This window comes from Hymenobacter sp. HD11105 (assembly GCF_054051685.1).
Map to the genome: position 1 here is coordinate 229,792 of NZ_JBSWBR010000002.1, position 25,155 is coordinate 254,946.

Consider the following 25,155-nt stretch of genomic DNA (forward strand, 5'->3'; position numbering starts at 1 on the left):
TATGTAACAAGCAACAACCGGTTACCATTCCGCCGTTGGGTCGACCCGAAATACTTCGGCCATCTCATCGAGCAAGGGCTGCAGATATTCCGTATGCTGACCAACCCGCCCGCCAAAGACCGGCTTCAGCGTGGTCATAGCGGGCAGTTCTAAAGCAGTCTGACTTAAAACTTTGGTGATGTTTTCCTGCCAGCGCGCCCTGATTTCATCTTCGCCCACGAAGATGCCTTCTGCAATAATATCGTCTTCGGCGGCCGTTTTCTCGAACAAGCCGAGGGCAAAAGGCAACGTGTAGTTCAAAGAGCCCTGCAGCCGCTCGATGGCTTCTTCCGTCGAGCTGCCGAGCTGCTTTATCCATGTGTTAGCATGTAGCGTGTGGTACTTCAACTCGCCCTTGAGCTTGCGCGCCACCTGAGCCAAGGGCTCGTAGCTGCTGTGACTTAGAGCCTCAAAGCGCAAAATTTCAGCGTGGTCATACAGGAAATGGCGAATCAAGCTGAAGTCGTATTCACCGATAGGGAGCTCCACTAACTGCGCACAATGAAACTGGGGCGCATTTCGGGTGAAGGCCACCGTGTCAGGCTCGGCTTCGCCGAGCTGGTGGAGGAGAGTGTAGAGTTGTAGGCTGTGGCCCAGCTTGTCTTGGGCCATGGAAGAAAAAGCAATGTCCTCTTCCAAAATGGGTCCTAAGCCGTTCCACTCGGAGTTGCGGTGGCCCAAGATTAATTGGTCGTCGGCCAGACGGTAGAGCAGGTCTTTTAGCGCGTCGGTATTCATGCTTGGGGGGCGTTTTCGGGGTTCTCGGCTTTGAAGCGCTCAATTTTGTCCTGCACTTTGTAGGCTAGGGCATCGCGGTATTTCTTCTCGGGGGTAGTCAACCAGATGTCGCGGTCCTCCTCATCAGAGCGCAGGATATCAGCCGAACGAATTACCCACACATTCACTACGGGCCGCTGGTCGCCAAACACTGCTTTGGCCTGCTGCAATGCCATGGCATGCGAGCTAGCGCGCACCTTTCCAACGTGCACGTGGGCTTTGCCACGCTTTTTCAAGTGGAAAATGTCGTAGTCCTCCTCACCGGCTGCGTAAGCCGCTTGCTCCTCCGCCGATTCAGTAAGCGGCACTTCAGTAGCCTCGTTTTGCCCCCCAGACAGTGTATCGTATACCGAGCCGGCATCGTCGCCATAAGCCGTTACTTGCACTGCGCTGGTTGGCGTCACCCACAGACCAGTACACGCAAAACGGCGGCTATATTGCTCTTTACCAAATAGAAAAGCCACATCCAGCGAAGGCGCGTGCACTGGCCCCACGTAAGCGTAAGCTGTACCTTCCTTTTTCTGGTGAAATACTTCGTAGGTCTCGAACTGGTCTAGTTCGGGTTTATCGGGTGGGGGCGTGGGCGAATCGGGCAGCCCCAAGCGGGAAATGCGCGGATCGAGAGAGGAGAGGGACATGGGAGAATCGTATGTCAAGCTAATGGAACGTCATGCAGAGCGGCAGTGAAGCATCTCGCGCACGGTCGTTACAGCGGTAACTTCAACAAAGCGAGCGAGATGCTTCGCTGCCGCTCTGCATGACGTTCTGTTTTATTTCAAATCGCTTAAGCCAGCGGCTTTACGTACTTCGCCTTAGGCGAAAGTAAAGCCCGACGTACCCAGGCACCGTTTTCTTCGGCGGCGCGGCGTACGGCTAGGCGCTCAGCATTGCAAGGACCGTCGCCATTAATAACGCGCTTGAAGTCTTCCCAATCAGGCTCTGTGAATTCCCACACGCCATCTTCGTTTTTGCGGAGCTTGGCATCGGGCACCGTCAGGCCTAGTTCCCAGATTTTGGGCACGTACATGTCGAGGAATTGCTGGCGGCAATGGTCATTAGAGGCCATTTTTACCTTCCAGCGCATCAGAATCTCGGTGTGCACGCTCATCTTATCCGAAGGGCCAAAGAAGGTCATGATCGGCGGCCACCAACGATTCAGAGCCTCCTGAATCATACGGCGCTGAATGGGCGTGCCAGTAGCCAAGTGCACTACAGCATCGTGGCCATACTTCAGATGGAAGCTTTCCTCGGCGCAAATCCGTTCCAGGGCGCGGCAATACGGGCCGTAGCTGCCTTTAGCATTTGCCATTTGATTGACAATAGCACCGGCGTCAATGAGCCAGGAAATAACGTTGGAATCAGCCCAGGTGAAGGCGGGGTAATTGAAGACGTTGGAGTATTTGCTCTTGCCGTTAATCAGGTCAGAAAGCATCTGCTCGCGGGTTTTGCCCAACGTTTCAGCTGCCGAATACAGTAGCTGAGCATGGCCTACTTCGTCCTGCACTTTGGCCATTTGAGCCATCTTGCGACGAAAGCCAGGAGCCCGCGTAATCCAGGTGCCCTCGGGCAGGGAACCAATGATTTCGGAGTGGGCATGCTGCTCAATCATGCGAATGAGCTGCTTGCGGTACAAAGCCGGCATCCAGTCCCGAGGCTCGATTTTTTCGCCACGGGCAATGCGTGCCTCGAACTCAGCCAACAGGATTGGATCTTCGTTTTCGAGGCCGGTAGTAGCGCTGGCCGGAATATCGTGGGTGCTTGCGGAGCCGTACATAAGGGTGGGATTATGAGGGTGGAATGCTAAAGTTAGGAGTTGGCCAAACCAAGCAACAGCTGGCCAGCCAAGCGGTGCGCAATTTCGCTGGGGGGCAATTTGCCCTCGGGTTTATACCAGGTAGGCAGCCAGTTCAGGCTAGCTAGAAGCGTGAGCGTTGCAAAGGCGGCATCAGGCGTGCGCAAGTCGTTTTGCTCGATGCCGCGCTGAATTAGGTGCCGAAAGCCGGCTTCGTACCGCTCGCGCAAAGCCAAAAACTCGGTGCGGGCGGGTTCGCTCAGGTGGCGCCACTCGTGCAGAAACACGGCAGAAGCGGCTACATCCTGGGTCAGCACGCGCACATGGCTTTCGATGGCCCGACGCAGCTGCACGGCAGCGGGCTCGGCCGCATCATGCGTAGCAGCGGCAAAACCAGCAAAAAAATCGTCGGCCAAGCGGAAGCAGATGCGGTGCAGCAACTCCTGCTTGGACTTAATATGGGAATACAAGCTGCCCGCCTCCAAGCCTAACGCCTCCGCTAGCTCACGCATGCTGGTGGCCGCAAAACCCCGCGTCCGAAACAGAGCCGTAGCCGTCTGGTCGATCTGGGCTTTACGCGAAAGGGTAGGGGCAGTGGCTTCCATATTCAAGTCAACAAAGCTAAGGTTCCTAACGTTCGTTAGCAAGTGGAAGTTGCGTTTAGTATATCGTTGCAAATCACTGAGTAACCTCATTACTGTTTAGCGGTGGCGCCCGCGGGCAAAATGCTGCCAACGCCAGCCCGAAAGACCACGTACCTTTGCACCTATGAGCGATATTACACCTCTCGATAAAGTCGGCGAATTCGGCCTTATCCGCCGCATCCAAGAAACCATCACCCTGCGCCAGCCCAGCACCACGCTCGGCATCGGCGACGACGCCGCAATCCTGACGCCCGCTGCCCAACACGATATCGTGGTGAGCACCGACCTGCTGGTGGAAGGCGTCCACTTCGACCTTACTTTTTGCCCTCTAAAGCACGTAGGCTACAAAGCTGTGGCCGTCAATGTGTCGGATATTGCCGCCATGAACGCCCTGCCCACGCAAATTGTAGTAGGCCTCGCCATCGGCAGCCGCTACTCCGTGGAGGCCATTGAGGAACTGTACGAAGGCATGCGCCTGGCCTGCGAAGCCTACAACGTAGACCTGGTAGGCGGCGACACCACCGCCAGTCGCGGCGGCCTCACCATCAGCATCACGGCCATGGGACAGGTGGAAACCGGCCGCGCCGTGCGCCGCAGCGGCGCCCAGCCCAACGACCTGATTTGCGTAACCGGCGACCTTGGGGGGGCATTTTTGGGCTTGCAAGTACTCGAACGCGAAAAAGCCGCCTTCCTCGCCGACCCCGAAATGCAGCCCGAGCTAGCCAACTACACCTACGTGCTCCAGCGCCAGCTCCGCCCCGAAGCTCGTATGGATGTCATCCATGAGCTGCGCGACCTAGGCCTCACGCCCACCAGCATGATTGATATTTCCGACGGCCTGGCCTCCGAAATCCTGCACATCTGCACGGCCTCCGGTACAGGAGCCCGCATTTTCTCCGAGAATCTGCCCGCCGCCAATCCCATGCTGGAAGTCGCCAACGAGTTCAACCTCGACCCCATCATGTGCATGCTCAATGGCGGAGAGGATTACGAGCTCCTCTTCACGCTGCCCCTAGCCGACCACGCCAAAATCAAAAACCACCCCGACATCACCATTCTCGGCCATATCACAGAAAAAAGCGACGGCGTAAACCTCATCACCAAAGCCGGCCAGCCCGTCCCTATCACGGCGCAAGGTTTCCAGCATTTCTAGAGCATAATATCTTGTAGACAACCAACGAAAAAGCCCCCCAGACCAGTCTGGGGGGCTTTTTCGTTGGTTGTCTACATCTGAAACCTAATCCTCAGGATAAGGCACGTACACGAAATTCGTAAACTCCTCATCCAGCACGAATAAGCAGCAATACTCTTCCGGGTCTTTATAAGTCTGCTCAAAAGCCTCTATGCCTTCCGGGCTGATAACGCGCTGCTGCACAAATACATCCAGATACGAGGCGAAGACGTGCCACTCCAGGTTTAGCTCGTCGGCATTCACCAAAAGGCCCCCCAGCGGCACCTCCTGCCGGGCAAACACGAAGATGGGATACTTAGAAATCTCCCGCTTCCGAATTTGATAAGAAGCTTCTTTCAGCGTGTCCGATACCGTGGCAAAGTCCTTGGTGATGGTGCCCAAGTATTTACCGTTCAGTTCGGGGTCGTTAGAGTAGTCCATGTTACGCAGCAGTCGTTGTTTTCATTGTCATCCTGACGAAGGAAGGACCTTATCGCCGATGCATTCTTGTGTTTTCTACGGCTGCAAAAAAAGCCAGTCATAATTATATGAAGCAATTAGCGCTTCTTTTTTCGCTCGCGTCCAGCCTTTCAGTTCCTTCTCGCGCTCAATAGCTGCCTTACTGTCAGAAAATTCTTCAAAGTATAGCAGATTGTAGCAGAAATAGCGCCCAGCAAAAGTTTGATTTGTACCACGGTTACTGTAATGCTGCGCCATGCGCTGAGAAAGACTATTGGTAATTCCGATGTACAAAACCGTTCTAGCCGGGTTGGTGGTGATGTACACGTAGTATGGCATAATTGATTGGCTGAGAATGGTTTTATAACGGCTCCTGCTAACCTGATAAGGTCCTTCCTTCGTCAGGATGACAGACGAGTATCAAATGAACTTACCTCAACTCCAGCGCCACCACATTCTCCACATGATGCGTGTGCGGGAACATATCCACCGGCTGCACGCGCGTCACGCGGTACGCAGAATCTAGCAGTTCCAAATCCCGCGCTTGGGTGGCAGGGTTGCAGCTGACGTACACGATGCGGGGGGCGCGCATTTCGAGCAGGCGCTGCACGACGTCGGGGTGCATGCCGGCGCGGGGCGGGTCGGTGATGATGACGTCGGGGCGACCGTGCCGGGCGGTGAATTCGGCGGTGAGCACGTCCTTCATGTCGCCGGCGAAAAAGGCTGTGTTCGTGATATTATTGATTTCCGAGTTCACGTAAGCGTCCTGCACGGCCTGCTCCACATACTCCACCCCAATTACCTGGCGAGCCTGACGGGCCACAAAGTTGGCGATGGTGCCGGCGCCGGTGTATAGGTCGTATACTAGCTCATTGCCAGTTAGCTGGGCAAAATCGCGGGCTATTTTGTAGAGATTGTACGCGCCCTCGGAGTTGGTCTGGTAGAAGGATTTCGGCCCCACGCGGAAGCGCAGCCCCTCCATTTCCTCGTGAATGTGGGGCTCACCTTTGTAGCATACCACCTCCAGGTCGTGGAAAGTCTCGTTGCCCTTGTTGTTGAGCACGTAGTTGAGCGAAGTGATTTGAGGAAACTTCGCGTGCAGATAATCCAGCAGGGGCACCAGAGCATCGTGGTGGTAATAGCACTGCAAAATCACCATCAGGTTGCCGGTATTGGCCGTGCGAATAATAAGATTGCGTAAGAAGCCCTCCTGCGTCACCAGATTATTAAAAGGCAAATCGTGCTCGTGGGCGTAGTTGCGCACGGCCAGCCGAATTTCGTTTGAGGGCTCGGGTTGCAGCCAGCAGTGCTGCACGTCGATAATCTTGTCGAAGCGGGCCGGGGTGTGGAAGCCCAGCACCCGGCGCTCAATCTCCGCGCCCGACTGAATCTGCTCGTTGGTGAGCCAGCCGTTGTGGCTAAAGGTGTATTCGAGCTTGTTGCGGTAGTACGTGCGGGCCGGCGAATGCTGAATGGAGGCCACGGGGGGCATTTCTACCTTGCCAATGCGCTGCAACGTATCCTCCACCTGCTGCTGCTTGTACTGAAGCTGGGTATCGTAGCCCAAGTGCTGCCATTTGCAGCCCCCGCAGGTACCAAAGTGCTGGCAAAAAGGCTCCACGCGCAGGTCAGAGTACTTGTGGAAACGCGTGGGTATGGCTTCCAGGAAGTTTTTTTTGGCTTTGGTAATGCGCAGATCCACCACGTCACCGGGCGCTACGCCGGTCACGAAAATGACCAGATTATCCTGGCGCACGAGGCATTTGCCCTCGGCTACCATGGTGGTGATTTCTATTTCGCGGAGCGTCTCCGCTGGGATGTTTTTTACTGATTTTCTCACGAGGACAAAGGTAGGGCAAAGTAGCGGCCTTGCCAGCCGATGAGGCGCATTAGCCAAGCACTCGGCTTTCAAAAAAGCCCCCCAGCGGCGCGGCAAAAACCGTAGTTTTGTTCTCAGCGGGCCGCAAAGTTGTGTGTCGGCTTCTGCTTGAACAATGGCTTATGAAAGATAAAGTAGTGCTCATCACCGGCGGTACCTCGGGTATCGGCCGGGCCTGTGCCGTGGTTTTTGGGCAAGCCGGCGCCCGCGTCGTGGTCACGGGTCGCGACCAAGCCAAGCTCGCCGAAACCGCCCAGCAGCTCACCCAACTCGGCATTCAGCACTGCACCGTGCGCGCCGATGTAGGCGTAGAAGCCGATTCAGCCCGCGCCATTGAGGAAACCATAGCCGTTTTCGGCCGCCTTGATGTGTTGATTAATAATGCCGGTATTTCCATGCGGGCCTTATTTCAGGATGCTGATTTGGAGGTAATTAAGCGCCTGATGCAGACCAACTTCTTCGGCACTGTTTTCACTACCAAGTTTGCCTTGCCCCATATTATAGCCGCCAAAGGCTCTATCGTGGGCATCTCCAGCATCGCCGGTTACCGCGGGCTGCCCGGCCGCACAGGTTACTCAGCCTCCAAATTTGCCATGCAAGGCTTCCTGGAAGCTCTCCGCACCGAGTTATTGCCCCAAGGTGTACACGTGCTCGTTGCTTGCCCCGGATTCACCGCTTCCAACATCCGCCAGACCGCCCTGGCCGCCGATGGCTCGGCCCAAGGTGAGTCGCCCCGCGACGAAGGCCAGATGATGAGCAGCGAAGAAGTAGCCGGCCACCTGTTACGCGCTGTGCAGCAGCGCCGCCGCGACCTCGTGCTCACTGGCCAAGGCAAGCTTACAGTCTTTCTAAACAAATGGCTTCCTAGCCTCACAGACAAGCTTGTACTCAATCACTTTCGTAAAGAAGAAGGGTCTCCGGTGAAGTAAGTGTAAATTATTCAGATCATCAAAGGCCGTCATGCAGAGCGGAGCATCTCGCTCGCTTCTTTGAGTTACCATAGCAACCTCAGCACGCGAGATGCTTCGTTGTGCTCTGCATGACCGCATTTATTAGTTAATAAGAAAAAGCCCCCCAGCCTTAAGTAAAGGTGTCTGGGGGGCTTTTTCTCATTGCACAAGCATCAAATCGTGGCGCCGGATGTAAGCGGACTGTCCACGCCATTGCACTTCGTACCAGATGTCGCGTTGGCCTACCACTACTAGTCGGTCGCCGGCAGCGGCGGTAGTTAGCCAGTTTGCTCCAGGGCTGGGAGCACCCATTAGTGCCGCGGTGGGCTGCGATACAATGCCCACCTTCTCCGGGCCGAAGATGTTTAGATAAACAACCGTTAGGCCTAGGTAGCCGGCATACACGCCCCACCAAGCGGGCCCCGATTGATGGCGACGCAAAAACAGGAGTGTACCGCCCCCTACTGCCCCTACTAGCAACAATTGCAGTACCCGGTAGTAGTAGCGTCGTAGCGTGATGGATAGCTGTTGCTGCCACGTGTCGGAATAGCCAGTGAGGCGATAGTTCTGGGCCAGTTCGGTCATTTTGCGCCAGGTGGCGGCACGAGGTTGGCGCGCCTGGGCAAGGCTTAAATAATAAAGAGCCGCTGCATAGTGCTCCAATCCCTCTTGAATGTAGGCCATGCGCAAAAGCAAGCGGGGTGAGGCCAGTTGCTCCTGCCGCAATACTTGCCGGTATAAAGGGTAAGCTTGCTCGTAAGCACCAGCCTCAAACAAAGAATCTGCTTTGGCTAAAGCTCGGCTATTCTTTTGGGCCAGAACAGGTTGACTACAAAAGGTCCAAAAAAGAAAAAAAAGATACAGTTTTTTTAGCAAAACGTTTGGTGGTTAAGGAGCGCCCCTCTACTTTTGTACCCGCAATCAAGGAAGGCGTTTTCCACTTGCAAATAAACGATTCTGTAGCTCAGCTGGTAGAGCAATACACTTTTAATGTATGGGTCCTGGGTTCGAATCCCAGCGGGATCACAAAAGCCTCAACGAAAGTTGAGGCTTTTTCTTTTTTATTACTTCCGCGTTTTGGTCTGCTAAATGCCGGCTGGGTTAGCCGCCAAAAACTACAAAGCCCACAATTCATCCCAGTTGGTAGTGTAGGCGCCACTCTTGAAATCAGCATTGCCAAGCCAGGGTACTTGCTGCTTGCCTTTGGGAATCATGGCCGTTGCAAACCGGACGGTGCCCGCACCGAAGCGTTGATTGAGTTGGTCGAGATCCTGCAGAAGCTGGGCGCGGGCTTCCCCTCGGTTTGACGCAGAAAACAAGCTGAGCTGCTGCTGACCGGCCGTTTCTAATCCGGCGAGCACCACCCCGGCCTTCGTATAAGCCGTGCCGGGCTGCCAGATTCGCTTTAGCGCAATGCGAGCGTGGCGCAGCAAATCGGCGGTATCATCGGTGGCTACGGGCAGCGCCACGACGGTGGAGAAGGTGTAGGGCGGCGGAGCAGTACCATACTTGTTTTTACTGATAAAGACGGTCATCGTGTTGACGGCCGAGCCTTGACGCCGCAGCTTTTCGGCGGCTCGCGATGCAAAGGCACCAATGGCGCCCAGCAAATCGGGAAATGTGGAGAGAGGCGTGCCAAATGTGCGCGTGCAGGCAATGCTTTGCCGCTCGGGAGCGGCGCCTTCCTCATGGGGCTGGAAGGCGTGGCAGGGAAAACCCTGGAGCTCGCGCACCAGGCGAGCGCCCACTACGCCGCCCAAGTGCTTGCGCACCCACGACTCGGAGCACTGGGCCAGCGCAGCGGCGGTATGAATGCCGCCCTCGTGCATCTTAACGGCGTACTGGCGGCCAATACCCCACACATCCTCCACGGCCACTTGCTCCAAGGCCCACTGCCGTTTGGCTTCAGTATCGAGATAACAAATGCCCCCCAGCGCTGGGTTTTTCTTGCTTAGGCGGTTGGCGAGCTTAGCCAGCGTTTTGGTGGGGCCGATGCCAATGCAGGTAGGAATATGCGTGCGCCGGTAGACCTCTTTTTTGAGGTTGGCGGCATATTCGACTAGGTCGCCGCGGTAGCGCTCCATGCCACGCAGATCCAGAAAAGCTTCGTCGATGGAATAAATCTCAATATCGGGCACCACCGAGCCCAAATAGTACATCACGCGGCGGCTCATGTCGCCGTAGAGAGCGTAGTTGCTGGAAAAAACCCGCACACCGTGTTGCTCCAGCAGCGGCTTTAACTTGAAATACGGCTCGCCCATTTTGATTCCCAGCGCTTTGGCTTCTAAGGAGCGTGAAATGACGCAGCCGTCATTGTTGCTCAGCACCACTACGGGCACACCTCTAAGCTTATTTTGAAAAGCCCGTTCACAGCTCACGTAGAATTCATTGCAATCAACGAGCGCGAACATATTGGCCGAGTTTGCCGGGACGGGTTTCGTTCACGATGTGCGTCACCACGCCCCAAACGGTGAATACATCGGGCGTTTCAATCGGAATAGCCGCGTAGCTGGGGTTATCCGGCACCAGCCACCACGACTGATCGGGGCGCTGAATGAGACGTTTGAGCGTGTAATCCATGCCATCCAAGGAAGCAATGACGACATCATTGGAACGGGGCTCGAGCGTGCAATCGACGGCCAGCAACGAGCCACTGCGGATGCCATCCTCCCCGCCCATCATACTGTCGCCGTAGGCCCGAATCAGGTAGGTAGCATCGGGGTGGGGCAGCAATAGGGCGTTCAGGTCTAGGGCGGCAGATTCGTGGTCTTGGGCGGGGGAGGGAAAGCCAGCGGGTACCAGGCTCTGGATAAAAGGTAGCCATACAGGCTGGCGTAAAACAGAAACAATTACAAAGTCACGCATACCAACGCAGCAATAGGTTTGATGCAAGTATACGCTATGCTAATTAAATTAGTATAAGTATTGACAATAATTTTAGTAGAACATGACTGTAGAGTGATGAAAACAAAACATGAATCAGGCTTAGCCTTAGGTAGTAGATGAGTTACAGGAATAACAACTGTTCAGCTTAAACCCGCTATCTGCTAAAATAAAGGTGCTATCTTACTAGCGTTATCCACCCTTAAGCAACACACCTATGATGTTCAAACCCTTACGAGATGGCGCGGACTTGCCCATCACCATAAACTTGGATCAGGTCGTTGCGTTTCGCCAGATAGAGTCTGCCCCGGGCCTAATTGACGTGGCCATCATCATGACACGCTCTGAAGCGGATATAACGATGAGAGCCATTCCACAAGGAAAGGTAGAAGATCTGATCAGAGATATTCTGACACGAGACGGGGAAATCAAGCCAAAACCCAAGCACATAAACTCCACCTTTTACAAAGCAGACGAACGGTGGGAGCCAGGCGAACAATACAATTAGCAGCCCACGTAAAACGCATAAAAAAGCCCCCCAGAAAAGTTCTGGGGGGCTTTTTTATGCGTTTAGTAAACTGGTCAGCTAACCTCGCCACGCAGCACTTCTAGTGGCGGGCGCGTCAGCACGTCGCGGCTGTTGAGCAGGCCGATGATGGCGGTGAGCGTGGTAGTAAGAGCGGCTAACAGAAGCAATGGACCGATTTGGGGCGCGAAGGGCACTTCAAACACAAATGCGCCCAGGGCCCAGGCTGCCATTACGGATAAACCCAAGCCCGCTACCGCCGCCAGCAAGCCCAGCAGTGCATACTCGACCAAGGTAATGCGCAGAATCTGGGCCCGACTAGCGCCCAACGTGCGCAGCAGTACACTTTCCCGCACCCGCTGGTAGCGACTCACTACGACTGAACTCACCAGCACCAACAGGCCTGTAGCCATGCTGAACAAGGCCATAAAGCGAATCACAAAGGAGATTTTGGTAAGAATCTCGTCCAGAGTTTGCAGAATCAAGCCTAAGTCGATGGCCGATACGTTGGGGAAATTCGCGACCAGTTCGCGCTGCACGGTGGCCAGACGGACATTATCGGGGACGCGGGTGAGCAGCACGTGAAATTGCGGCGCCGGCTCCAGCACGCCTTTGGGAAAGACGACCAAGAAGTTGGTTTGTACCCGACTCCAATCAACAGTGCGGGTGCCGCCTACGATGGTGACCAGCGGGGCGCCCTGCACGTTGAAGGTCAGCGTGTCACCAATCTTGATTTTAAGCCGGTCGGTAAAACCGTCATCAAAAGAAACACGCGGAATTCCATCGGCGCCGAGGAAAGGAGCCTTACCGGCGGCTAAAGTTTCGGAACTGATGAGGGAGTCGCGGTAAGTGACGCGGTACTCCCGGCCCAAAGCGCCTTTGGAAACGCCGCTGGCGGTATCTTTTTTCAGCTCCGCCGCCGAGCGCTCGTTGATGGCCGACAAGCGCATGGTCACGACGGGGACTTGCTGCAACACGGGCAGGCCATTGCGCTTCACCAGCTGCGTGACGCCTTCCCGCTGGCCGGATTGAATATCAAACAACACCAGATTTGGCTGCCCATTGGTAGACGATATTTCTACCTGACTCAGGAGCAAGCCTTGTAATAAGTACAACGTTGCCAGCAGAAAAACGCCCAATCCGATGGATACCGTGAGCAGTAAGGTCTGATTGTTAGGCCGATACAAGTTGGCTAGGCCTTGGCGCCACACATAGCTCCAGGAACTGGGAAAATAGCGCCGAACCAAGCGGCGCAGGCCTTCGCCCAAGCCTGCCAGCACGGCAAACGTGAGCAATAAGCCCCCCGCAAAGCCCAACGCCAGCTTCCAGTCGCGGGTTTGGAGGTAGGCAAAACCGGTGATGAAGGCCAGAATCAGCCCGTACACTATGCCCCGCAGCGGATCAGGACCAGCAGTATCTTCCTCCAACGAAGCCCGCAGGGTGCGAAGCGGCGACACCCGCCGGATGCTCAGCAAGGGCAACAAGGCAAATAGTACGGCCACAAATACCCCCGTAACAATGCCTTCTGCCACCGCCGACCACGAAATAGCCACGCTCACCGTAACAGGCAAAAAGCCTTCGACCACTTGGGGCAGTAAGAGTTGAATACCGGTGCCCAACGCTGCGCCCAAAATGGCCCCTAGCAGGCCCATAAGCGCTGTTTGGAGCAAATAAATCAGGACGGCCTGCCAGCCGCTGGCGCCCAGGCAGCGCAGCACCGCCACAGCAGCCACCTTTTCGCGCACGTACAAACTCACGGCGCTGGCCACGCCCACGCAGCCTAGCAGCAGCGCCACGAAAGCCACCAGATTCAGAAAGCGGGTGACGTTAGTAAACGAGCGCCCTGTCTGCCGCTTGCGCTCGGCCACAGTGTCGCTGTCGATGTTAGCTTGGTCGAGGCGGGCCGTCAGGGGCTTGATGAGCTGGTCAACATTGGTGCCGGGCGCAAACTGGTAATAGGTACGGTACTGCACCCGGCTGCCGCGCTGCAACAAACCCGTTTGCTCCACCAACTCACGGGGAATGAACACTGTGGGGGCCACCGAGGCGCTAAAACCCGACTGGCCCGGCGTCTTGCGCACGCGCCCCGCAATGCGGAAAGTCAGCTCTCCAACCTTGATAGAATCGCCGGGCCGGGCGGCAAACTGGGCCAGCAGCGCATCATCGACTAAAGCCACGCGCTGACCAGCGGCACCGCCTTCGCGGAATGCGGCGACGGCCGCCGCGGGCTCCGTGAGCCATTCGCCATAGTAAGGAAAGCCCCCCGTGAGGGCCCGCACCTGGGCCAGGCGCACGCCCTGACCTTTAGGAAACTGGACTAGCGAGGCAAAAGCTACCTCGTCGCTGCGGCGCTGGCCGAGCTGACGCAGGGTAGTTTGCAGAGTAGAGTCAAAGGGCTGGCTGGCGGAGAGCACCAAATCGGCCCCCACCAGTTCGCGGGCCTGCTCGTCGATACTGCGGGCCAGGTTGTCGCCGAAGCCGTTGATGCCCACCAGCGCCGCGATGCCCAGCACAATGGCCGACGTAAATAGCAGCAGCCGCGAGCGGCTGCGGCGGCTGTCGCGCCACGCCATGCGCCAAAGCCAGGGAAGATTAGACATGAGTTAAAAAGCTCAGATTAGCGTTAATAATAAAATAGGCGGCCTCGTATTAGAACGTCATGCAGAGCGCAGCGAAGCATCTCGCGTGCTGATGTTGCAATGGTAACTCAACGAAGCGAGCGAGATGCTTCGCTGTGCTCTGCATGACCGCCTTGAGGGTCGAACTTTGGGTAATCCCTCTATATCCCCACCTGTACACTTCCCTGATTAACCGTATCCGAGACCACAGCGCCACCCTTGATGCGCACGATGCGCTGGGTGCGGGCGGCCAGCTCCAGGTCGTGGGTTACTAGCACGAGCGTGGTGCCGGCCTCGCGGTTTAGCTCAAACAGCAGCTCTACTACCGTGGCGCTAGTGTCGGCGTCGAGGTTGCCGGTGGGCTCGTCGGCGAAGAGGATTTTGGGTCGATTGGCGAAGGCGCGGGCTAGGGACACACGTTGCTGCTCGCCGCCGGAAAGTTGGGTAGGATAGTGGTGGCCGCGGCCTCCTAGGCCTACGCGCTCCAGCAACTCCTGGGCGGTTTTGGTACCGCCGCGCACGCCGCGCAGCTCCAAAGGTACCAGCACATTTTCGAGAGCCGTGAGGGAGGGAAGAAGCTGGAAATTCTGAAAAATGAAGCCCACGTGCTCGTTGCGCACGGCGGCGCGCTGGTCTTCGCTGAGATTGTCGAGCTGAATCCCGTTGAGCCACACGCTGCCCGCGCTGGCTCGGTCGAGGCCGGCGCAAAGGCCTAGCAGGGTGGTCTTACCGCTGCCTGAGGGGCCTACAATCGCGAATGTGTCTTGAGCCTGTAATTCAAAGCTGACGGCCTCCAGCACCGTGAGCGCCCGGCCGCCACTGGCGTATGATTTAGTGAGATTTTCTACTTTGAGCACGAAGAATGGACGTATGTGTTGTTAAAAGGAACTGTAACAGAGGGAATAGCTGCATCCTAAACGACGGTTTAACCTCTGTAATACTTTCTGTCGTTACGCAACTATCTTAAAATTGCCCCCCCACGCATGAAAACCCTATTGTCTGTATTTAGTTGCTGTCTCCTGCTCACGCTGGCTAGCTGCGGCAACTCTGATTCCCAAACAAATACATCCGCCGCCACCCCACCCGCCGCTGATAACAAGGCTGCCACCGTGCAGTCCAGAACCATACTCTTCTTTGGTAATAGTCTCACGGCTGGCCTGGGCGTAGAGCCGGAAGAAGCCTTTCCGGCATTGGTCGGGCAAAAAATCGACTCAGCCGGCTTGGGCTACGAGGTGATAAATGCCGGCCTCAGCGGCGAGACAACTGCCGGCGGCCGCAGCCGGGTAGGCTGGGTGCTGCGCCAGCCCGTGGAGGTGTTTGTGCTGGAACTGGGGGGCAATGATGGTCTGCGCGGCCTGCCGCTCACCGACACGCGCCGCAACCTACAAGCCATCATCGACACCGTGCGCCGCATCAGCCCCCAAACCAAGATTGTGCTGGCCGGCATGCAGATTCCGCCCAATCTCGGCGCCGAATATGCCAACGAGTTCAAGGAAGTATACGCCGATCTGGCCCGCGAAAACGACCTAGTGCTCATTCCCTTCCTGCTCGAAGGCGTGGGCGGAGTAGCCAAGCTCAACCAGCCCGACGGCATTCACCCCACGCCCGCCGGCCACCGCCTCATTGCCCGCACGGTGTGGGATATTTTGCAGCCATTGCTACAAGCTCCGGCAGCAGCTAAGGCAGCGGCAATGCTAGTGGTGAGATGGTGATTTAGTGAGTCTATCGTTCAACTTGCTCAATCAGAACATTAAACTCACTCAACTACCACTGAGGGCTGCGATTCTACTAATTTCTCAGCCCGAAATAAATCGTCGCTGGCTTGCAGAATCTTCGCTTTCAGCTTCGGATTATACTCCGGGTGCTGGGCTAGAAAAGAGCGAACTGTGCGAGCCGCAGCCGGTTTCTGGTAAGCGCCAAACGTGGCTTGCAGCCAGGAATACGGAAAGAAAATGTCCCCCGTCTGCTGAATCTCTGATAACAGATTTAAACTCTCTGCAAGATACTTTTCGGAGGTCGCGGCACGCAGCGGATGATGCAGATAACCCAAGGCCGCTACTACCCAAGCCTCTTTGCTTCGGTTCTTTTCATCCTTCAAAGAGGCAAAAAATGTGTCCCGAGTTTTTACGTTAGATGACAGCGCGGGCAATAAAAATTCCATGCGCTTTTTGCGGTCGGCGTTCTTTATTCTGGCGAGCTGTTTCTGCAAGATTTCACCATCAGCGGCGTAGTCACGCACGGCTAGTGCAAGGGCCAAAGACGTATAATCATCCTCGGTTAACTTGACGCCGTCTGGCGCTTTTTCTGCTGACCAAATCTCATACAGTTTAGCTTGCGCAGCTGGGGTTAGTGCCACCGATTGGTATGCTTTAAATAACTGCTTTTTGGCGTTGGTAGCTGGGTTTTGCTGTAGGGCTTGCCAAATCTCTTTCTCCAAATCAGCAGCAAGTTCAGGGCGCTTTGTGGGGGGCAAAAACTTCCAGAAAATATCGCTTAGCTGACTGGTCAATAGCCGCAAGTTTAGCTCCTCTTTTTCCTGGATCAACCCCTGCCGCGTAAGCTGCAACAGTTGCGACGGTGTTACGGCATGACCAGTCAGCATATTCTCGTAGAGGTTCACATAAGCCGCCGCCCGCGCCACCGGATTTTGCAGGCCAAATACGCTGGGGGGCATTTTCTTGTCTACGGGAAATAGTCCATAGCCCAGCCCCGTGGAGTTGAACAGGATATACGTTGGCGCGGGCTCGCCTTCCACGGCTTTTAGTGCCACTTCGCGCTGGTCCATAGTCACGGTAAATTCTTTGGTACCAGTCGGGTACACGAGTAGGACCTCGAATAGCTGCGGCCAGATTCGGTCCGACTTATCTTCGGCTTTTTGCGTTAGGGTCAGCTGTGAAATTTTGCCGCCCAGCGTCTGCAAATCGTACTTAATTACGGGCCGGCCGGGCTCATTCACCCACACCTGATTCCAGGCCTGCAAATCAGCTGGCGTGCGGGCGTCGAGTAGACTAATCAAGTCGGGCCAGGTGGCGTTACCGAAGGCATATTTTTTGAGATAATCCTGCAAACCCAGCTGAAATTGTTCGGGTCCCATCAGGCGCTCCAATTGCCGCATCATGATGGGCGCTTTATGGTAAATAATGTTGCCATAAAGCGAGCCAGCATCCTGCAAGTTCTCCAGCGGCTGCCGGATCGGATTGGCGCCTTCTGTGCGGTCGATGCCGTAGGCGGCGGGGAAATGATCCAGCACGAATTTTAAGTCGTAGTTGGAGTTTTTGACAGCTATTTGAGTGATTTTATCGGCCATGAAATTGGCAAATACCTCCTTCATCCACACGTCGTTAAACCACTGCATGGTCACCAAATCACCGAACCACATGTGGGCGGTTTCGTGAGCAATAAGGTTGGAGCGGCTTAGCTTCTGATCCTGCGTAGCACCCTCATCCAAGAACAATGTGGAGGCCTTATAATCGATGGCGCCCACGTGCTCCATACCACCGTATTGGAAGTCGGGGATGGCCACAAAATCAAACTTCTGGAAAGGGTAGGGGATACCCGTATAGGTCTGCATAAACGCCAGCGCATCGCCGTGAATCTGGAATATTGGGTCCAGACTCAGGCGCAATTTGCTGGGGTCAGTTTCGCGGTGCAGGAAGTGCATGACGCGGCCCTTTTCTGTGCGCGAAATACGCTTAAATTCGCCGGCCGCGAAGGAGAATAAATAAGTGCTGATGGTGTCTGAGGGAGCGAAGCGAAATGTCTTGTTGGTGGCAGTGACCACTGAGTCTTGCAGCGGCCCGTTAGCCAGTGCCTGCCACACTTTAGGCAAAGTCAGGGTGAGCTGAAAAGTGGCTTTTAAACTAGGCTGATCGAAAACGGGGAATACAGTGCGTGCACGGTCGGGCACGAGCAGCGTGTAGAGGAAATCGTCGCTCCGATTCAGAGATAAATTGCCCGCGATAAACTCTATATCAACTTGATTCTTGCCGGTTTTTAAGCTTGCTGCCGGAATGATAATATGCTCATTGCGGTGGTCGATGGCAACGGGCTTCGCGTTGACGACCAGACTTTTCAAATGAGCGGTGTTTTCTTTGAAATCGAGTTGTAGGGGGCTTTTATTTTCATTTAGCTTGAAGGAGATAGACTCGGTAGCCGAAATGGGTTGCTCCTTCGCCTCTGGAATAGCAAAGTGCAGAGCATACGCTAACTCCGATACCACTTTGCTGCGGTAAGTAGCTAACTCCTGCGATACGCCTTTTTCTACTATCACATCTGTTGTTTTGACGGCCGTGCTGCAATGCATTAGCGTAGCCGCGAGAAAGAAAAATATCCCACTCCTCAGGTATTTGTTAAAGCGATTTTGCATGGAAAAAGTACTGCGAAAATAAAGGAGCGGAACTGTGTAAGACTACGCTGGACGGTAACTCAACGCCAATTCATAGCCCTAACTTGGAGAAAGCTCACTTGCTGAATAATAGCAAAAAGCCCCGTTGGAGATGACACTCAGTGCCATCCCAACGGGACCTAAATTACGAAGCTAATGACTAGCCTATTGCTGCTTTTCAGCTAAGCTTTTCAACCTGTCATACGTCTGCTGCGACTGCGTGTGCTGACGCTCTACTTCTTGGCGCAGTACACCGGTTAACGTACGGTCGCTCAGGGCTTCTTTGTAGGCTTTCAGCGCCCACATTTCACCGTGGATGTTGGTAGCCAAAATTGTCTTTTCGCTGTGGCCAGTTACGGCAGAAGAAGCTTCCATGAAACGGCGATAAATTTTGCCCTTCACAGTGGTGCCTTCTTCGCGTTCGCCGCCTTGCTTACGCAGGTGGTCGTTTAGCTCGTTTGCAAAACGCTGGCTCTGAGAAACAAGCTGCTTGTAATAACCCTGCAATTCTGAATCTTGGCTTTCTTCTGCTGCCTTTTTGTAACCTTCGATGCGGTCATTTACGAAGAGCAGCAGCTCATGTAGCGTGTCGGCTTTTTTGTCGCCGGTGCCTTTTTTGCGATTGGTGAGCAGAAGGCCTACACCCAGCGCAATAGCTGCTCCACCTACTACTTTTTGGGTAGTGCTGAGCTTGTTATAGCTTGAAGTGGCTTTCGTACCTAAGTCTTTTACCGAATTAGGTAGTTGGTTAACCAAATCGCCCACGTTGCCTTTGTTGAGCAATTGCTTAGCTTGATCGAGCAGTTGGCCGGCGCCCTGAGATTGGCTCGAAGCGTTATTTTGTGGTGATTGTTGAGACTGGTCCATGATTCAATGTAGTGATATAATGAGGTATACCTTACGGGAGCTAGCGCGAAGTAGTTAAGTTGAGCTTGCTCTAAATGGGGTATTTTGCCAATAAAGCCACTTTTTTAGCTACATTTCGCCACCTGTCTTCTCCATGCGTTCCCAGTACTGAGGAGGTAAAGCACAAGCCCTGGGTTGCCAGAAAGAGCACCCGTCTTACACGCACGCAGCAGATGCAAAACCACTCTGGGGGGCAAATAGAGCAGCCGCAACCCCATCTATATCCGCTGGGCGACTCGGGCATTGTGCTGCTCTTCAGTAGCGTCTTCGATACCCCAACCCAGCTGAGAATTCGGGCCTGCTGCACCTATCTGGATCAAATAAATATCGAGGGTGTGCTGGAATATGTACCCGCCTATACCACTCTCACTATTTACTATAACCCCTGGATAATCAGCGAAGAAGGTCGCTTAGATCCTTACGCGCGTATTACCGAAATCGTGCAGGAAATGCTAGAACAAGCCCAAGCGCCCGCTACCGAGGCAGCGCCTACGTTAGTCGAAATTCCGGTGTGCTATGGGGGGCAATTTGGGCCTGATTTGGAAGACGTAGCCCGCCATGCTGGCTTATCTGCTGCCCATGTTATTCGGCTCCACGCCCAAGCGAAGTATGTAGTGGCTATGGTTGGCTTTGCGCCCGGATTTCCTTACTTGGCCGGTATGCATACTGAACTCGCGACTCCGCGCAAAGCCCAACCCCGGCCGCTGGTACCAGCGGGCTCCGTTGGTATTGCGGGACAGCAAACGGGGGTTTACTCCATTCCCACGCCTGGTGGCTGGCAACTGATTGGCCGCACGCCGCGCCGCCTTTTTCATCCGCAGCGAGTAAACCCAAGCCTGTTGCAGGCCGGTGATCGGGTGCGTTTCGTGTCTATTTCGGCCGCCGAGTTTGAGCAGCAAAGCGAACATGAGTCTTAGCATTCTCAGCCCCGGCCTCCTGACCACCGTGCAGGATTTAGGTCGAATTGGCCATCAGAAAGAAGGTATCATCGTGAGTGGGGCCATGGATGTGCTGGCTTTACGCGTCGCTAACCTGTTGGTAGGCAACGAGGAAGGCGCGCCGGGCCTAGAAATAACGCTGCTCGGCCCCAAAATTCGATTTGAAGCCAACCACTCAATAGCTCTGACCGGCGCCGACCTGGCGCCCACTATTAATGGCCAGCCGGTAAAAATGAATCGGCCCATCTTCGTGCAGTCAGGCTGCGTGCTGCAATTTGCCCCCCAGGGCGCGGGTTGCCGCGCGTATCTGGCCGTATCTGGCGGCATTGAAGTGCTACGGGTGCTGGGCTCATTTTCTACGTATCTGCGGGCTGGCATTGGCGGCTGGCAGGGCCGCACACTCCGAGCCGGTGACGTACTTCCGTGCCCGCAGCCAACAGGAGCGACCAAGGAATTCGGGCAGCGCCTGACTGCTGCTGCTCCGGCCCAGGCCTGGGCGCAAGCCGCCTGGAGCCCCAGCCCCGAGCTGTATCCAACTCTGCAAATCGACCCCATAATTAGAGCCGTGCGGGGCCCGGAATACGATTTGTTCACAACCGCTAGTCAGCACGACTTCTGGCAGCAGGAATTCACCGTCACACTCGCCTCCGACCGTATGGGCTACCGCCTGCGTGGTGCGGGCAGTGCGCTGGCCCTGGCGCGGCCCGCCGAAATGCTGTCCAGCGCCGTTACCTTCGGCACCGTGCAAGTGCCCACCGATGGCAACCCAATAGTGTTGCTAGCCGACCACCAAACTACCGGCGGCTACCCGCGCATTGCTCAGGTTATTACCGCCGATTTTTCGCAACTAGCGCAAGTGCCGCCGGGGGGCAAATTTCGCCTTCAGGAAGTGTCGCTGGCTGAGGCTCAACGTTTGTTTTGTCAGCAAGAATTGAATATTAGGCAGCTACGGCAGGTGCTAAGGCTTAAAAAAGGTGTGAAATAAGTAACCAAAAAGGCGGTCATGCAGAGGCGGAGCCGAAGCATCTCGCGTGTTTAGCAATAGTACTAATCTCTCATCAGCAGGCGAGATGCTTCGGCTCCGCCTCTGCATGACCGCCTTATATAATCAAGCGACTGAAAGCGAAATACTTCGCGCTGCATAACCACCAATTTGAATCTCCTATTATAAGAAAGTATAGATGAGCCAATCATTTATTGTCGATTTAAACTGCGATATGGGGGAGAGCTTCGGCGCTTACACGCTGGGCAACGACGCGGCCATTCTGCCCTATGTGACCTCCGCCAATATTGCCTGTGGCTTCCACGCCGGCGACCCCGCCGTGATGCGCCAAACCGTGCGCCTCGCCCTGGAACATAACGTCGCCATTGGCGCCCATCCCGGCCTGCCCGATCTGGTGGGCTTCGGCCGGCGCGACATGGCGGTTTCCCCGCAGGAAGCCTTCGACGTGGTAGTGTACCAGATAGGGGCGCTGGGGGGCTTTTTGGCCACCGAAGGCGGTACGCTCCACCACGTAAAACCGCACGGCGCATTATATAACATGGCCGCAAGCAGCGCGCCGCTGGCCGAAGCCATTGCCGAAGCTGTGTACCGCGTAAACCCCGAACTGGTGCTCTACGGCCTGGCCGGCAGCGAACTGACCAAGGCTGGCGCCGAGCTCGGCCTGCAAGTGGCCCACGAGGTTTTCGCCGACCGCACCTACCAACCCGACGGCACGCTCACCTCGCGCCGCCTGCCTGGCGCCCTGCTCACCACCGCCGCCGAGGCGGCCCAACAAGTCGTGCGTATGGTGAAAGACGGTAAAGTCCGCGCCCAAGACGGTACCGACGTAGCCATCCGGGCCGATACCATCTGCATTCACGGTGACGGTGCTCACGCCCTGGAATTTGCTCGCCACATCAACCAAACGCTTCAGCAGGAAGGAATCAGCCTGCACGCCGACTTCAAGAAGTTAACTCGATGAAGCAGCCCAAAAACTGGAGCGTGCTGCTGGGCGCCGCGTTTCTAATGGCTACTTCGGCCGTCGGGCCGGGCTTTCTTACCCAAACTACCGTCTTTACCCAAGCGCTGGGGGCCAATTTTGGCTTCGTTATTCTAGCTTCTATACTGATTGATCTGGGCGTGCAACTCACCATCTGGCGGGTTATTGCCGTGTCCGAAATGCGGGCGCCGGATATTGCCAATACCGTGCTGCCGGGCCTGGGAACGTTTATTTCCGCCCTCATTGTGCTGGGCGGACTAGCCTTCAATATTGGCAACGTGGGCGGAGCCGGGCTAGGCTTGCAAGTCTTGTTCGGAATTCCAGTAGAAACAGGTGCCGCAGTAGCCGCTGCCCTTACTATCGGTGTTTTTCTGGTGAAAGAAGCCGGCAAAGCCATGGACCGCTTTGCTCAAATCATGGGCTTAGTCCTGATTCTAATTATTGTCTACGTAGCCTTAACATCAGCGCCGCCGTTGGGGGAAGCATTGGCCCGCACGCTGGTACCCGAGAAAATAGATGTTATGGCCATCGTCACGCTCGTGGGCGGCACGGTGGGAGGCTACATCACCTTCGCCGGCGGCCACCGTCTGCTCGATGCCGGCATAAAAGGGCGCACTGCTTTGCCTCAGGTTATGTCCAGCGCCATATCGGGCATCACGGTGGCGTCAGTTATTCGGGTATTTCTGTTTCTGGCGGCGCTGGGCGTGGTTAGCAAAGGGCTGACGCTGGATGCTGAAAATCCGCCAGCTTCGGTATTTCGGCTGGCTGCTGGCAACTTTGGCTACAAGCTATTTGGTGTGGTAATGTTTTCGGCGGCTGTTACGTCGGTTATTGGGTCGGCGTATACCTCGGTTTCGTTTATGAAATCCTTGCATCCCAGCATCAGCCGCCACGAAAACCGCCTGATTATCGGCTTCATCTTCGTTTCTACCCTAATTTTTATCACCATCGGCAAGCCCGTCAGCCTACTCATTCTGGCCGGCGCCCTGAACGGGTTCATCCTGCCCATCACGCTGAGCACGATGCTGGTAGCCGCCTACCGTAAGAAAATAGTAGGGGACTATCGCCACCCGCTATGGCTGGCCGTGGTGGGTGTGCTGGTGGCGCTGGTAATGACGTGGCTGAGCGCGCAGGTATTTGCTCAGCAAATAGGGGCTTTGTTTGGCTAATCCTGTATGAGACTAGAGCTGGAGAGCTAGTTCCCCTCCTCAGCTGAGGAGGGGAACTAGCTCTCCAGCTCTAGTCTCATGAGCCGCCTAAAGCACAGAGCTGCCAGCATTCAGCCGGCGCTGAAAAGCTTCCAGAAACAAACCTACGTGGTAGCCGTCAGCTAAGCCGTGGTGTATATGCACCGATATAGGCAGCAGGCGGGTAGCGCCTTTGAGGTAAACCTGACCATAGGAAATCTTGGGGCAACTATCGGCGTGGCGAAAGCTGCGGGCGTGCGACAGTGCCGTGAAGCGCACCCACGGAACAGCCGAGCAGTGCAGTACGTCGGGGCGGGCGGTGCTGTCGGAAAGGCGCAGACCGGTGCTTTGCTGCACGGCTTCTATTTCGCGGTTGGCGGCGGCCACAAAATCGGGTAGGGAGTCGTGCAGCTCGATGAAGGAAAAGCCGAACGTGTGGTCGGGGCGGCCGATGGTGGCGGAGGCGTGCACCCGGTCGTAGCACACTACTTGGTCGCCCTCGATGCGGTAGCGAAACTCCTCCACTTCCTGTGCTGCCTGCAAGGAGTGATACAGGTAGTACAAAAAGAAAGGAACTCCTTGCCGCTTGGCTTCGGCGTACGCTTGGGTGCAGTCTACGTTAGCCGTCAGTCCAAAAAAAGGCTCATCGAAGGTGGAAAAAAACGCGAAATGCTCCCTTCGGGGCCACTGAGTGAGGTCAATCAGATGTTTCATGAGCCGCAAGTTCGGTAACTTCGCTCAACTCAGGGCCACAAATCCCCCTCCCATGACCGTAGCTCCCGGATTGAAGAAAACAGCTGTACTCTGTGTGTTGCGCCACGCCGACGCCTTCCTGTTGCTTCAGCGACTAAAGCCACCCCACCAGGGGTTGTTTACGCCCGTGGGGGGCAAATTAGACCCGTACGAAAGCCCCCAACAGGCTGCCTTTCGCGAAGTGCAAGAAGAAACCGGCTTACAGCCGCAGGAGTTGGTCTGGCGGGGGATGCTAGTCGAAACTTCACCCGTCGACTACAACTGGATCAGCTTCGTATTTGAAGCCCACATCGACCGGGTGCCGCCACCGGCCTGTTCGGAAGGCACGCTAGTTTGGGTGGAGAAGGCTGAGCTGGCCGTGGTACCTACCCCGCTCACCGATCATTTTATTTACGAGTACTTACTGGCCAATCGGGCCTTTCACTTCGACGTGACCTACGACGCTGCTCTGCGCCCCTTAGTCATGCGCGATGAACTACAAGGCGTGTTATTGCCCATTATTTCCTAGCAAACTTAAGACAATGCCCGCTTCACAACTTATTGCCTTCGACGCCGACGACACACTGTGGTCCAATCAGCCGCACTTCGACCATGTGGAGGCGCAATTGTTCGCCATTCTTACTCGCTGCGGCGACCCGGCCGTCATCGGGCCGCACCTGTATGAGGTGCAGCGGCGTAATATGCAGCTGTTTGGCTACGGAGCCAAGTCGTTTATGCTGTCGATGATTGAAACGGCCATTCAACTCACTGAAGGGAACGTTGCCGGCCACGAAATACAGCAAATCATCGACTTAGGCAAGCGCCTCCTCGACTATCCCATTGAGCCGCTGCCGGGGGTGGAGCAAGTGCTGAGCACGCTTAAGCAGCGCGGCCAGGCGCTTATGGTGCTTACCAAAGGCGACTTGTTTGACCAGGAAAGCAAGCTTGCCCGCTCCGGCCTAGGCGACTTCTTCGACCACGTGGAGATAGTAAGCGAGAAAAATGAGACTACGTATCGGCGCATTTTAGCCCGTTACGGGGTGCCAGTCTCTGAATTCATCATGATTGGCAACTCGCTGAAGTCTGATGTATTGCCGGTAGTTCAGCTGGGCGCAAGGGCCGTACACGTGCCCTATCACGCCAACTGGATACACGAAGAAATTCCCACCGAGCAGCTGGAGGGCGTGCCATTCTATGAAGCCGCTTCCATGACCGATGTGCTGAACTACCTAAATTAAGGGGAGTCGCCATTTACTTTCGGTTCAACTTCTCACCGAACGCCTACCTT

At 55.5% G+C, this 25,155-nt stretch carries 25 protein-coding genes and 1 tRNA gene; 11 read left to right on the forward strand and 15 right to left on the reverse strand.

Annotation, left to right across the window (positions count from 1 at the left end; all coding sequences use genetic code 11):
- Positions 1 to 21 precede the first annotated feature (21 nt).
- From paaC to ACW9KT_RS07455, 4 genes are all read right to left on the reverse strand, one after another.
- Positions 22 to 777: a 1,2-phenylacetyl-CoA epoxidase subunit PaaC gene (gene paaC, locus ACW9KT_RS07440; RefSeq protein ID WP_457078914.1), complete on the reverse strand. Its 756-nt coding sequence runs from the start codon at positions 775 to 777 to the stop codon at positions 22 to 24.
- On the reverse strand, positions 774 to 1,454 hold the full coding sequence (locus ACW9KT_RS07445; protein ID WP_457078916.1) for a phenylacetic acid degradation b: 681 nt from the start codon (positions 1,452 to 1,454) through the stop codon (positions 774 to 776). The genes paaC and ACW9KT_RS07445 overlap by 4 nt, the downstream gene beginning before the upstream one ends.
- Positions 1,455 to 1,600: 146 nt before the next feature.
- Positions 1,601 to 2,590: a 1,2-phenylacetyl-CoA epoxidase subunit PaaA gene (gene paaA, locus ACW9KT_RS07450; protein WP_133272234.1), complete on the reverse strand. Its 990-nt coding sequence runs from the start codon at positions 2,588 to 2,590 to the stop codon at positions 1,601 to 1,603.
- Between the two features lie 32 nt (positions 2,591 to 2,622).
- On the reverse strand, positions 2,623 to 3,213 hold the full coding sequence (locus ACW9KT_RS07455; protein ID WP_457078918.1) for a TetR/AcrR family transcriptional regulator: 591 nt from the start codon (positions 3,211 to 3,213) through the stop codon (positions 2,623 to 2,625).
- Between the two features lie 163 nt (positions 3,214 to 3,376).
- Here ACW9KT_RS07455 and thiL point away from each other — a divergent pair, with 163 nt between their 5' ends.
- Complete coding sequence (gene thiL / locus ACW9KT_RS07460) at positions 3,377 to 4,405, forward strand: thiamine-phosphate kinase (protein ID WP_457078920.1); 1,029 nt, start codon at positions 3,377 to 3,379, stop codon at positions 4,403 to 4,405.
- Positions 4,406 to 4,489: 84 nt separating this feature from the next.
- Here thiL and ACW9KT_RS07465 read toward each other — a convergent pair whose 3' ends face one another.
- The 3 genes from ACW9KT_RS07465 to rlmD form a co-directional block, all read right to left on the reverse strand.
- Positions 4,490 to 4,864: a hypothetical protein gene (locus ACW9KT_RS07465; RefSeq protein ID WP_187308949.1), complete on the reverse strand. Its 375-nt coding sequence runs from the start codon at positions 4,862 to 4,864 to the stop codon at positions 4,490 to 4,492.
- A gap of 75 nt (positions 4,865 to 4,939) precedes the next feature.
- A complete protein-coding gene (locus tag ACW9KT_RS07470; RefSeq protein ID WP_457078922.1) occupies positions 4,940 to 5,209 on the reverse strand; it encodes a GIY-YIG nuclease family protein in 270 nt (89 codons plus the stop codon).
- 103 nt (positions 5,210 to 5,312) lie between these two features.
- The gene (gene rlmD, locus ACW9KT_RS07475) at positions 5,313 to 6,722 is read right to left on the reverse strand and encodes a 23S rRNA (uracil(1939)-C(5))-methyltransferase RlmD (protein WP_457078924.1); all 1,410 of its coding nucleotides are present in this window, start codon (positions 6,720 to 6,722) and stop codon (positions 5,313 to 5,315) included.
- A gap of 161 nt (positions 6,723 to 6,883) precedes the next feature.
- On the opposite strand from rlmD, the gene ACW9KT_RS07480 reads away from it, so the two are divergent.
- Positions 6,884 to 7,690: an SDR family oxidoreductase gene (locus ACW9KT_RS07480; RefSeq protein ID WP_457078925.1), complete on the forward strand. Its 807-nt coding sequence runs from the start codon at positions 6,884 to 6,886 to the stop codon at positions 7,688 to 7,690.
- A gap of 180 nt (positions 7,691 to 7,870) precedes the next feature.
- On the opposite strand, the gene ACW9KT_RS07485 is transcribed toward ACW9KT_RS07480, so the two are convergent.
- Positions 7,871 to 8,395 (reverse strand): hypothetical protein, encoded by a 525-nt coding sequence (locus ACW9KT_RS07485; RefSeq protein WP_457078927.1) that lies wholly within the window; start codon positions 8,393 to 8,395, stop codon positions 7,871 to 7,873.
- Between the two features lie 269 nt (positions 8,396 to 8,664).
- Between ACW9KT_RS07485 and ACW9KT_RS07490 the strand changes: the two genes are divergently transcribed.
- A tRNA-Lys gene (locus tag ACW9KT_RS07490) sits at positions 8,665 to 8,737 on the forward strand.
- 89 nt (positions 8,738 to 8,826) lie between these two features.
- Here ACW9KT_RS07490 and ACW9KT_RS07495 read toward each other — a convergent pair.
- Together ACW9KT_RS07495 and umuD are read right to left on the reverse strand one after the other, a co-directional pair.
- The gene (locus ACW9KT_RS07495) at positions 8,827 to 10,122 is read right to left on the reverse strand and encodes a Y-family DNA polymerase (RefSeq protein WP_457078929.1); all 1,296 of its coding nucleotides are present in this window, start codon (positions 10,120 to 10,122) and stop codon (positions 8,827 to 8,829) included.
- Positions 10,106 to 10,576, reverse strand: a complete 471-nt coding sequence (gene umuD, locus ACW9KT_RS07500; RefSeq protein ID WP_457078931.1) for a translesion error-prone DNA polymerase V autoproteolytic subunit — start codon at positions 10,574 to 10,576, stop codon at positions 10,106 to 10,108. Before umuD ends, ACW9KT_RS07495 begins: the two co-directional genes overlap by 17 nt.
- 235 nt (positions 10,577 to 10,811) lie before the next feature.
- Between umuD and ACW9KT_RS07505 the strand changes: the two genes are divergently transcribed.
- Positions 10,812 to 11,102, forward strand: a complete 291-nt coding sequence (locus ACW9KT_RS07505; protein ID WP_457078932.1) for a hypothetical protein — start codon at positions 10,812 to 10,814, stop codon at positions 11,100 to 11,102.
- Between the two features lie 74 nt (positions 11,103 to 11,176).
- Here ACW9KT_RS07505 and ACW9KT_RS07510 read toward each other — a convergent pair whose 3' ends face one another.
- Together ACW9KT_RS07510 and ACW9KT_RS07515 are read right to left on the reverse strand one after the other, a co-directional pair.
- Positions 11,177 to 13,720: an ABC transporter permease gene (locus ACW9KT_RS07510; protein WP_457078934.1), complete on the reverse strand. Its 2,544-nt coding sequence runs from the start codon at positions 13,718 to 13,720 to the stop codon at positions 11,177 to 11,179.
- Positions 13,721 to 13,899: 179 nt separating this feature from the next.
- Entirely contained in the window at positions 13,900 to 14,595 is a 696-nt protein-coding gene (locus ACW9KT_RS07515) for an ABC transporter ATP-binding protein (RefSeq protein WP_457078936.1), read from the reverse strand.
- A 126-nt stretch (positions 14,596 to 14,721) separates the two neighbouring features.
- On the opposite strand from ACW9KT_RS07515, the gene ACW9KT_RS07520 reads away from it, so the two are divergent.
- Positions 14,722 to 15,450, forward strand: a complete 729-nt coding sequence (locus tag ACW9KT_RS07520; RefSeq protein WP_457078938.1) for an arylesterase — start codon at positions 14,722 to 14,724, stop codon at positions 15,448 to 15,450.
- Positions 15,451 to 15,494: 44 nt separating this feature from the next.
- Here ACW9KT_RS07520 and ACW9KT_RS07525 read toward each other — a convergent pair whose 3' ends face one another.
- Positions 15,495 to 18,104, reverse strand: coding sequence for a M1 family metallopeptidase (locus ACW9KT_RS07525; protein WP_457078940.1), 2,610 nt, complete (start codon positions 18,102 to 18,104; stop codon positions 15,495 to 15,497).
- A 183-nt stretch (positions 18,105 to 18,287) separates the two neighbouring features.
- A complete protein-coding gene (locus tag ACW9KT_RS07530) occupies positions 18,288 to 18,989 on the reverse strand; it encodes a PA2169 family four-helix-bundle protein (RefSeq protein WP_457078942.1) in 702 nt (233 codons plus the stop codon).
- A gap of 212 nt (positions 18,990 to 19,201) precedes the next feature.
- Between ACW9KT_RS07530 and pxpB the strand changes: the two genes are divergently transcribed.
- The 4 genes from pxpB to ACW9KT_RS07550 all read left to right on the forward strand — a co-directional run bounded on the left by pxpB (position 19,202) and on the right by ACW9KT_RS07550 (position 23,117).
- Positions 19,202 to 19,945 carry a 5-oxoprolinase subunit PxpB gene (pxpB, locus tag ACW9KT_RS07535; protein WP_457078944.1) on the forward strand — a complete coding sequence of 248 codons (744 nt, stop codon included), beginning with the start codon at positions 19,202 to 19,204 and terminating at the stop codon, positions 19,943 to 19,945.
- Entirely contained in the window at positions 19,935 to 20,951 is a 1,017-nt protein-coding gene (locus ACW9KT_RS07540; protein WP_457078946.1) for a 5-oxoprolinase subunit C family protein, read from the forward strand. Before pxpB ends, ACW9KT_RS07540 begins: the two co-directional genes overlap by 11 nt.
- Positions 20,952 to 21,147: 196 nt before the next feature.
- A complete protein-coding gene (locus tag ACW9KT_RS07545; RefSeq protein ID WP_457078948.1) occupies positions 21,148 to 21,930 on the forward strand; it encodes a LamB/YcsF family protein in 783 nt (260 codons plus the stop codon).
- Positions 21,927 to 23,117 (forward strand): NRAMP family divalent metal transporter, encoded by a 1,191-nt coding sequence (locus ACW9KT_RS07550; RefSeq protein ID WP_457078950.1) that lies wholly within the window; start codon positions 21,927 to 21,929, stop codon positions 23,115 to 23,117. The genes ACW9KT_RS07545 and ACW9KT_RS07550 overlap by 4 nt, the downstream gene beginning before the upstream one ends.
- Before the next feature lie 87 nt (positions 23,118 to 23,204).
- Here ACW9KT_RS07550 and ACW9KT_RS07555 read toward each other — a convergent pair whose 3' ends face one another.
- Positions 23,205 to 23,849 carry a CatA-like O-acetyltransferase gene (locus ACW9KT_RS07555; protein WP_457078952.1) on the reverse strand — a complete coding sequence of 215 codons (645 nt, stop codon included), beginning with the start codon at positions 23,847 to 23,849 and terminating at the stop codon, positions 23,205 to 23,207.
- A 52-nt stretch (positions 23,850 to 23,901) separates the two neighbouring features.
- Between ACW9KT_RS07555 and ACW9KT_RS07560 the strand changes: the two genes are divergently transcribed.
- Together ACW9KT_RS07560 and ACW9KT_RS07565 are read left to right on the forward strand one after the other, a co-directional pair.
- Positions 23,902 to 24,396, forward strand: a complete 495-nt coding sequence (locus ACW9KT_RS07560) for an NUDIX hydrolase (protein ID WP_457078954.1) — start codon at positions 23,902 to 23,904, stop codon at positions 24,394 to 24,396.
- A gap of 13 nt (positions 24,397 to 24,409) precedes the next feature.
- Positions 24,410 to 25,105, forward strand: a complete 696-nt coding sequence (locus tag ACW9KT_RS07565; RefSeq protein WP_457078956.1) for an HAD family hydrolase — start codon at positions 24,410 to 24,412, stop codon at positions 25,103 to 25,105.
- The last annotated feature ends 50 nt before the right edge of the window (positions 25,106 to 25,155 follow it).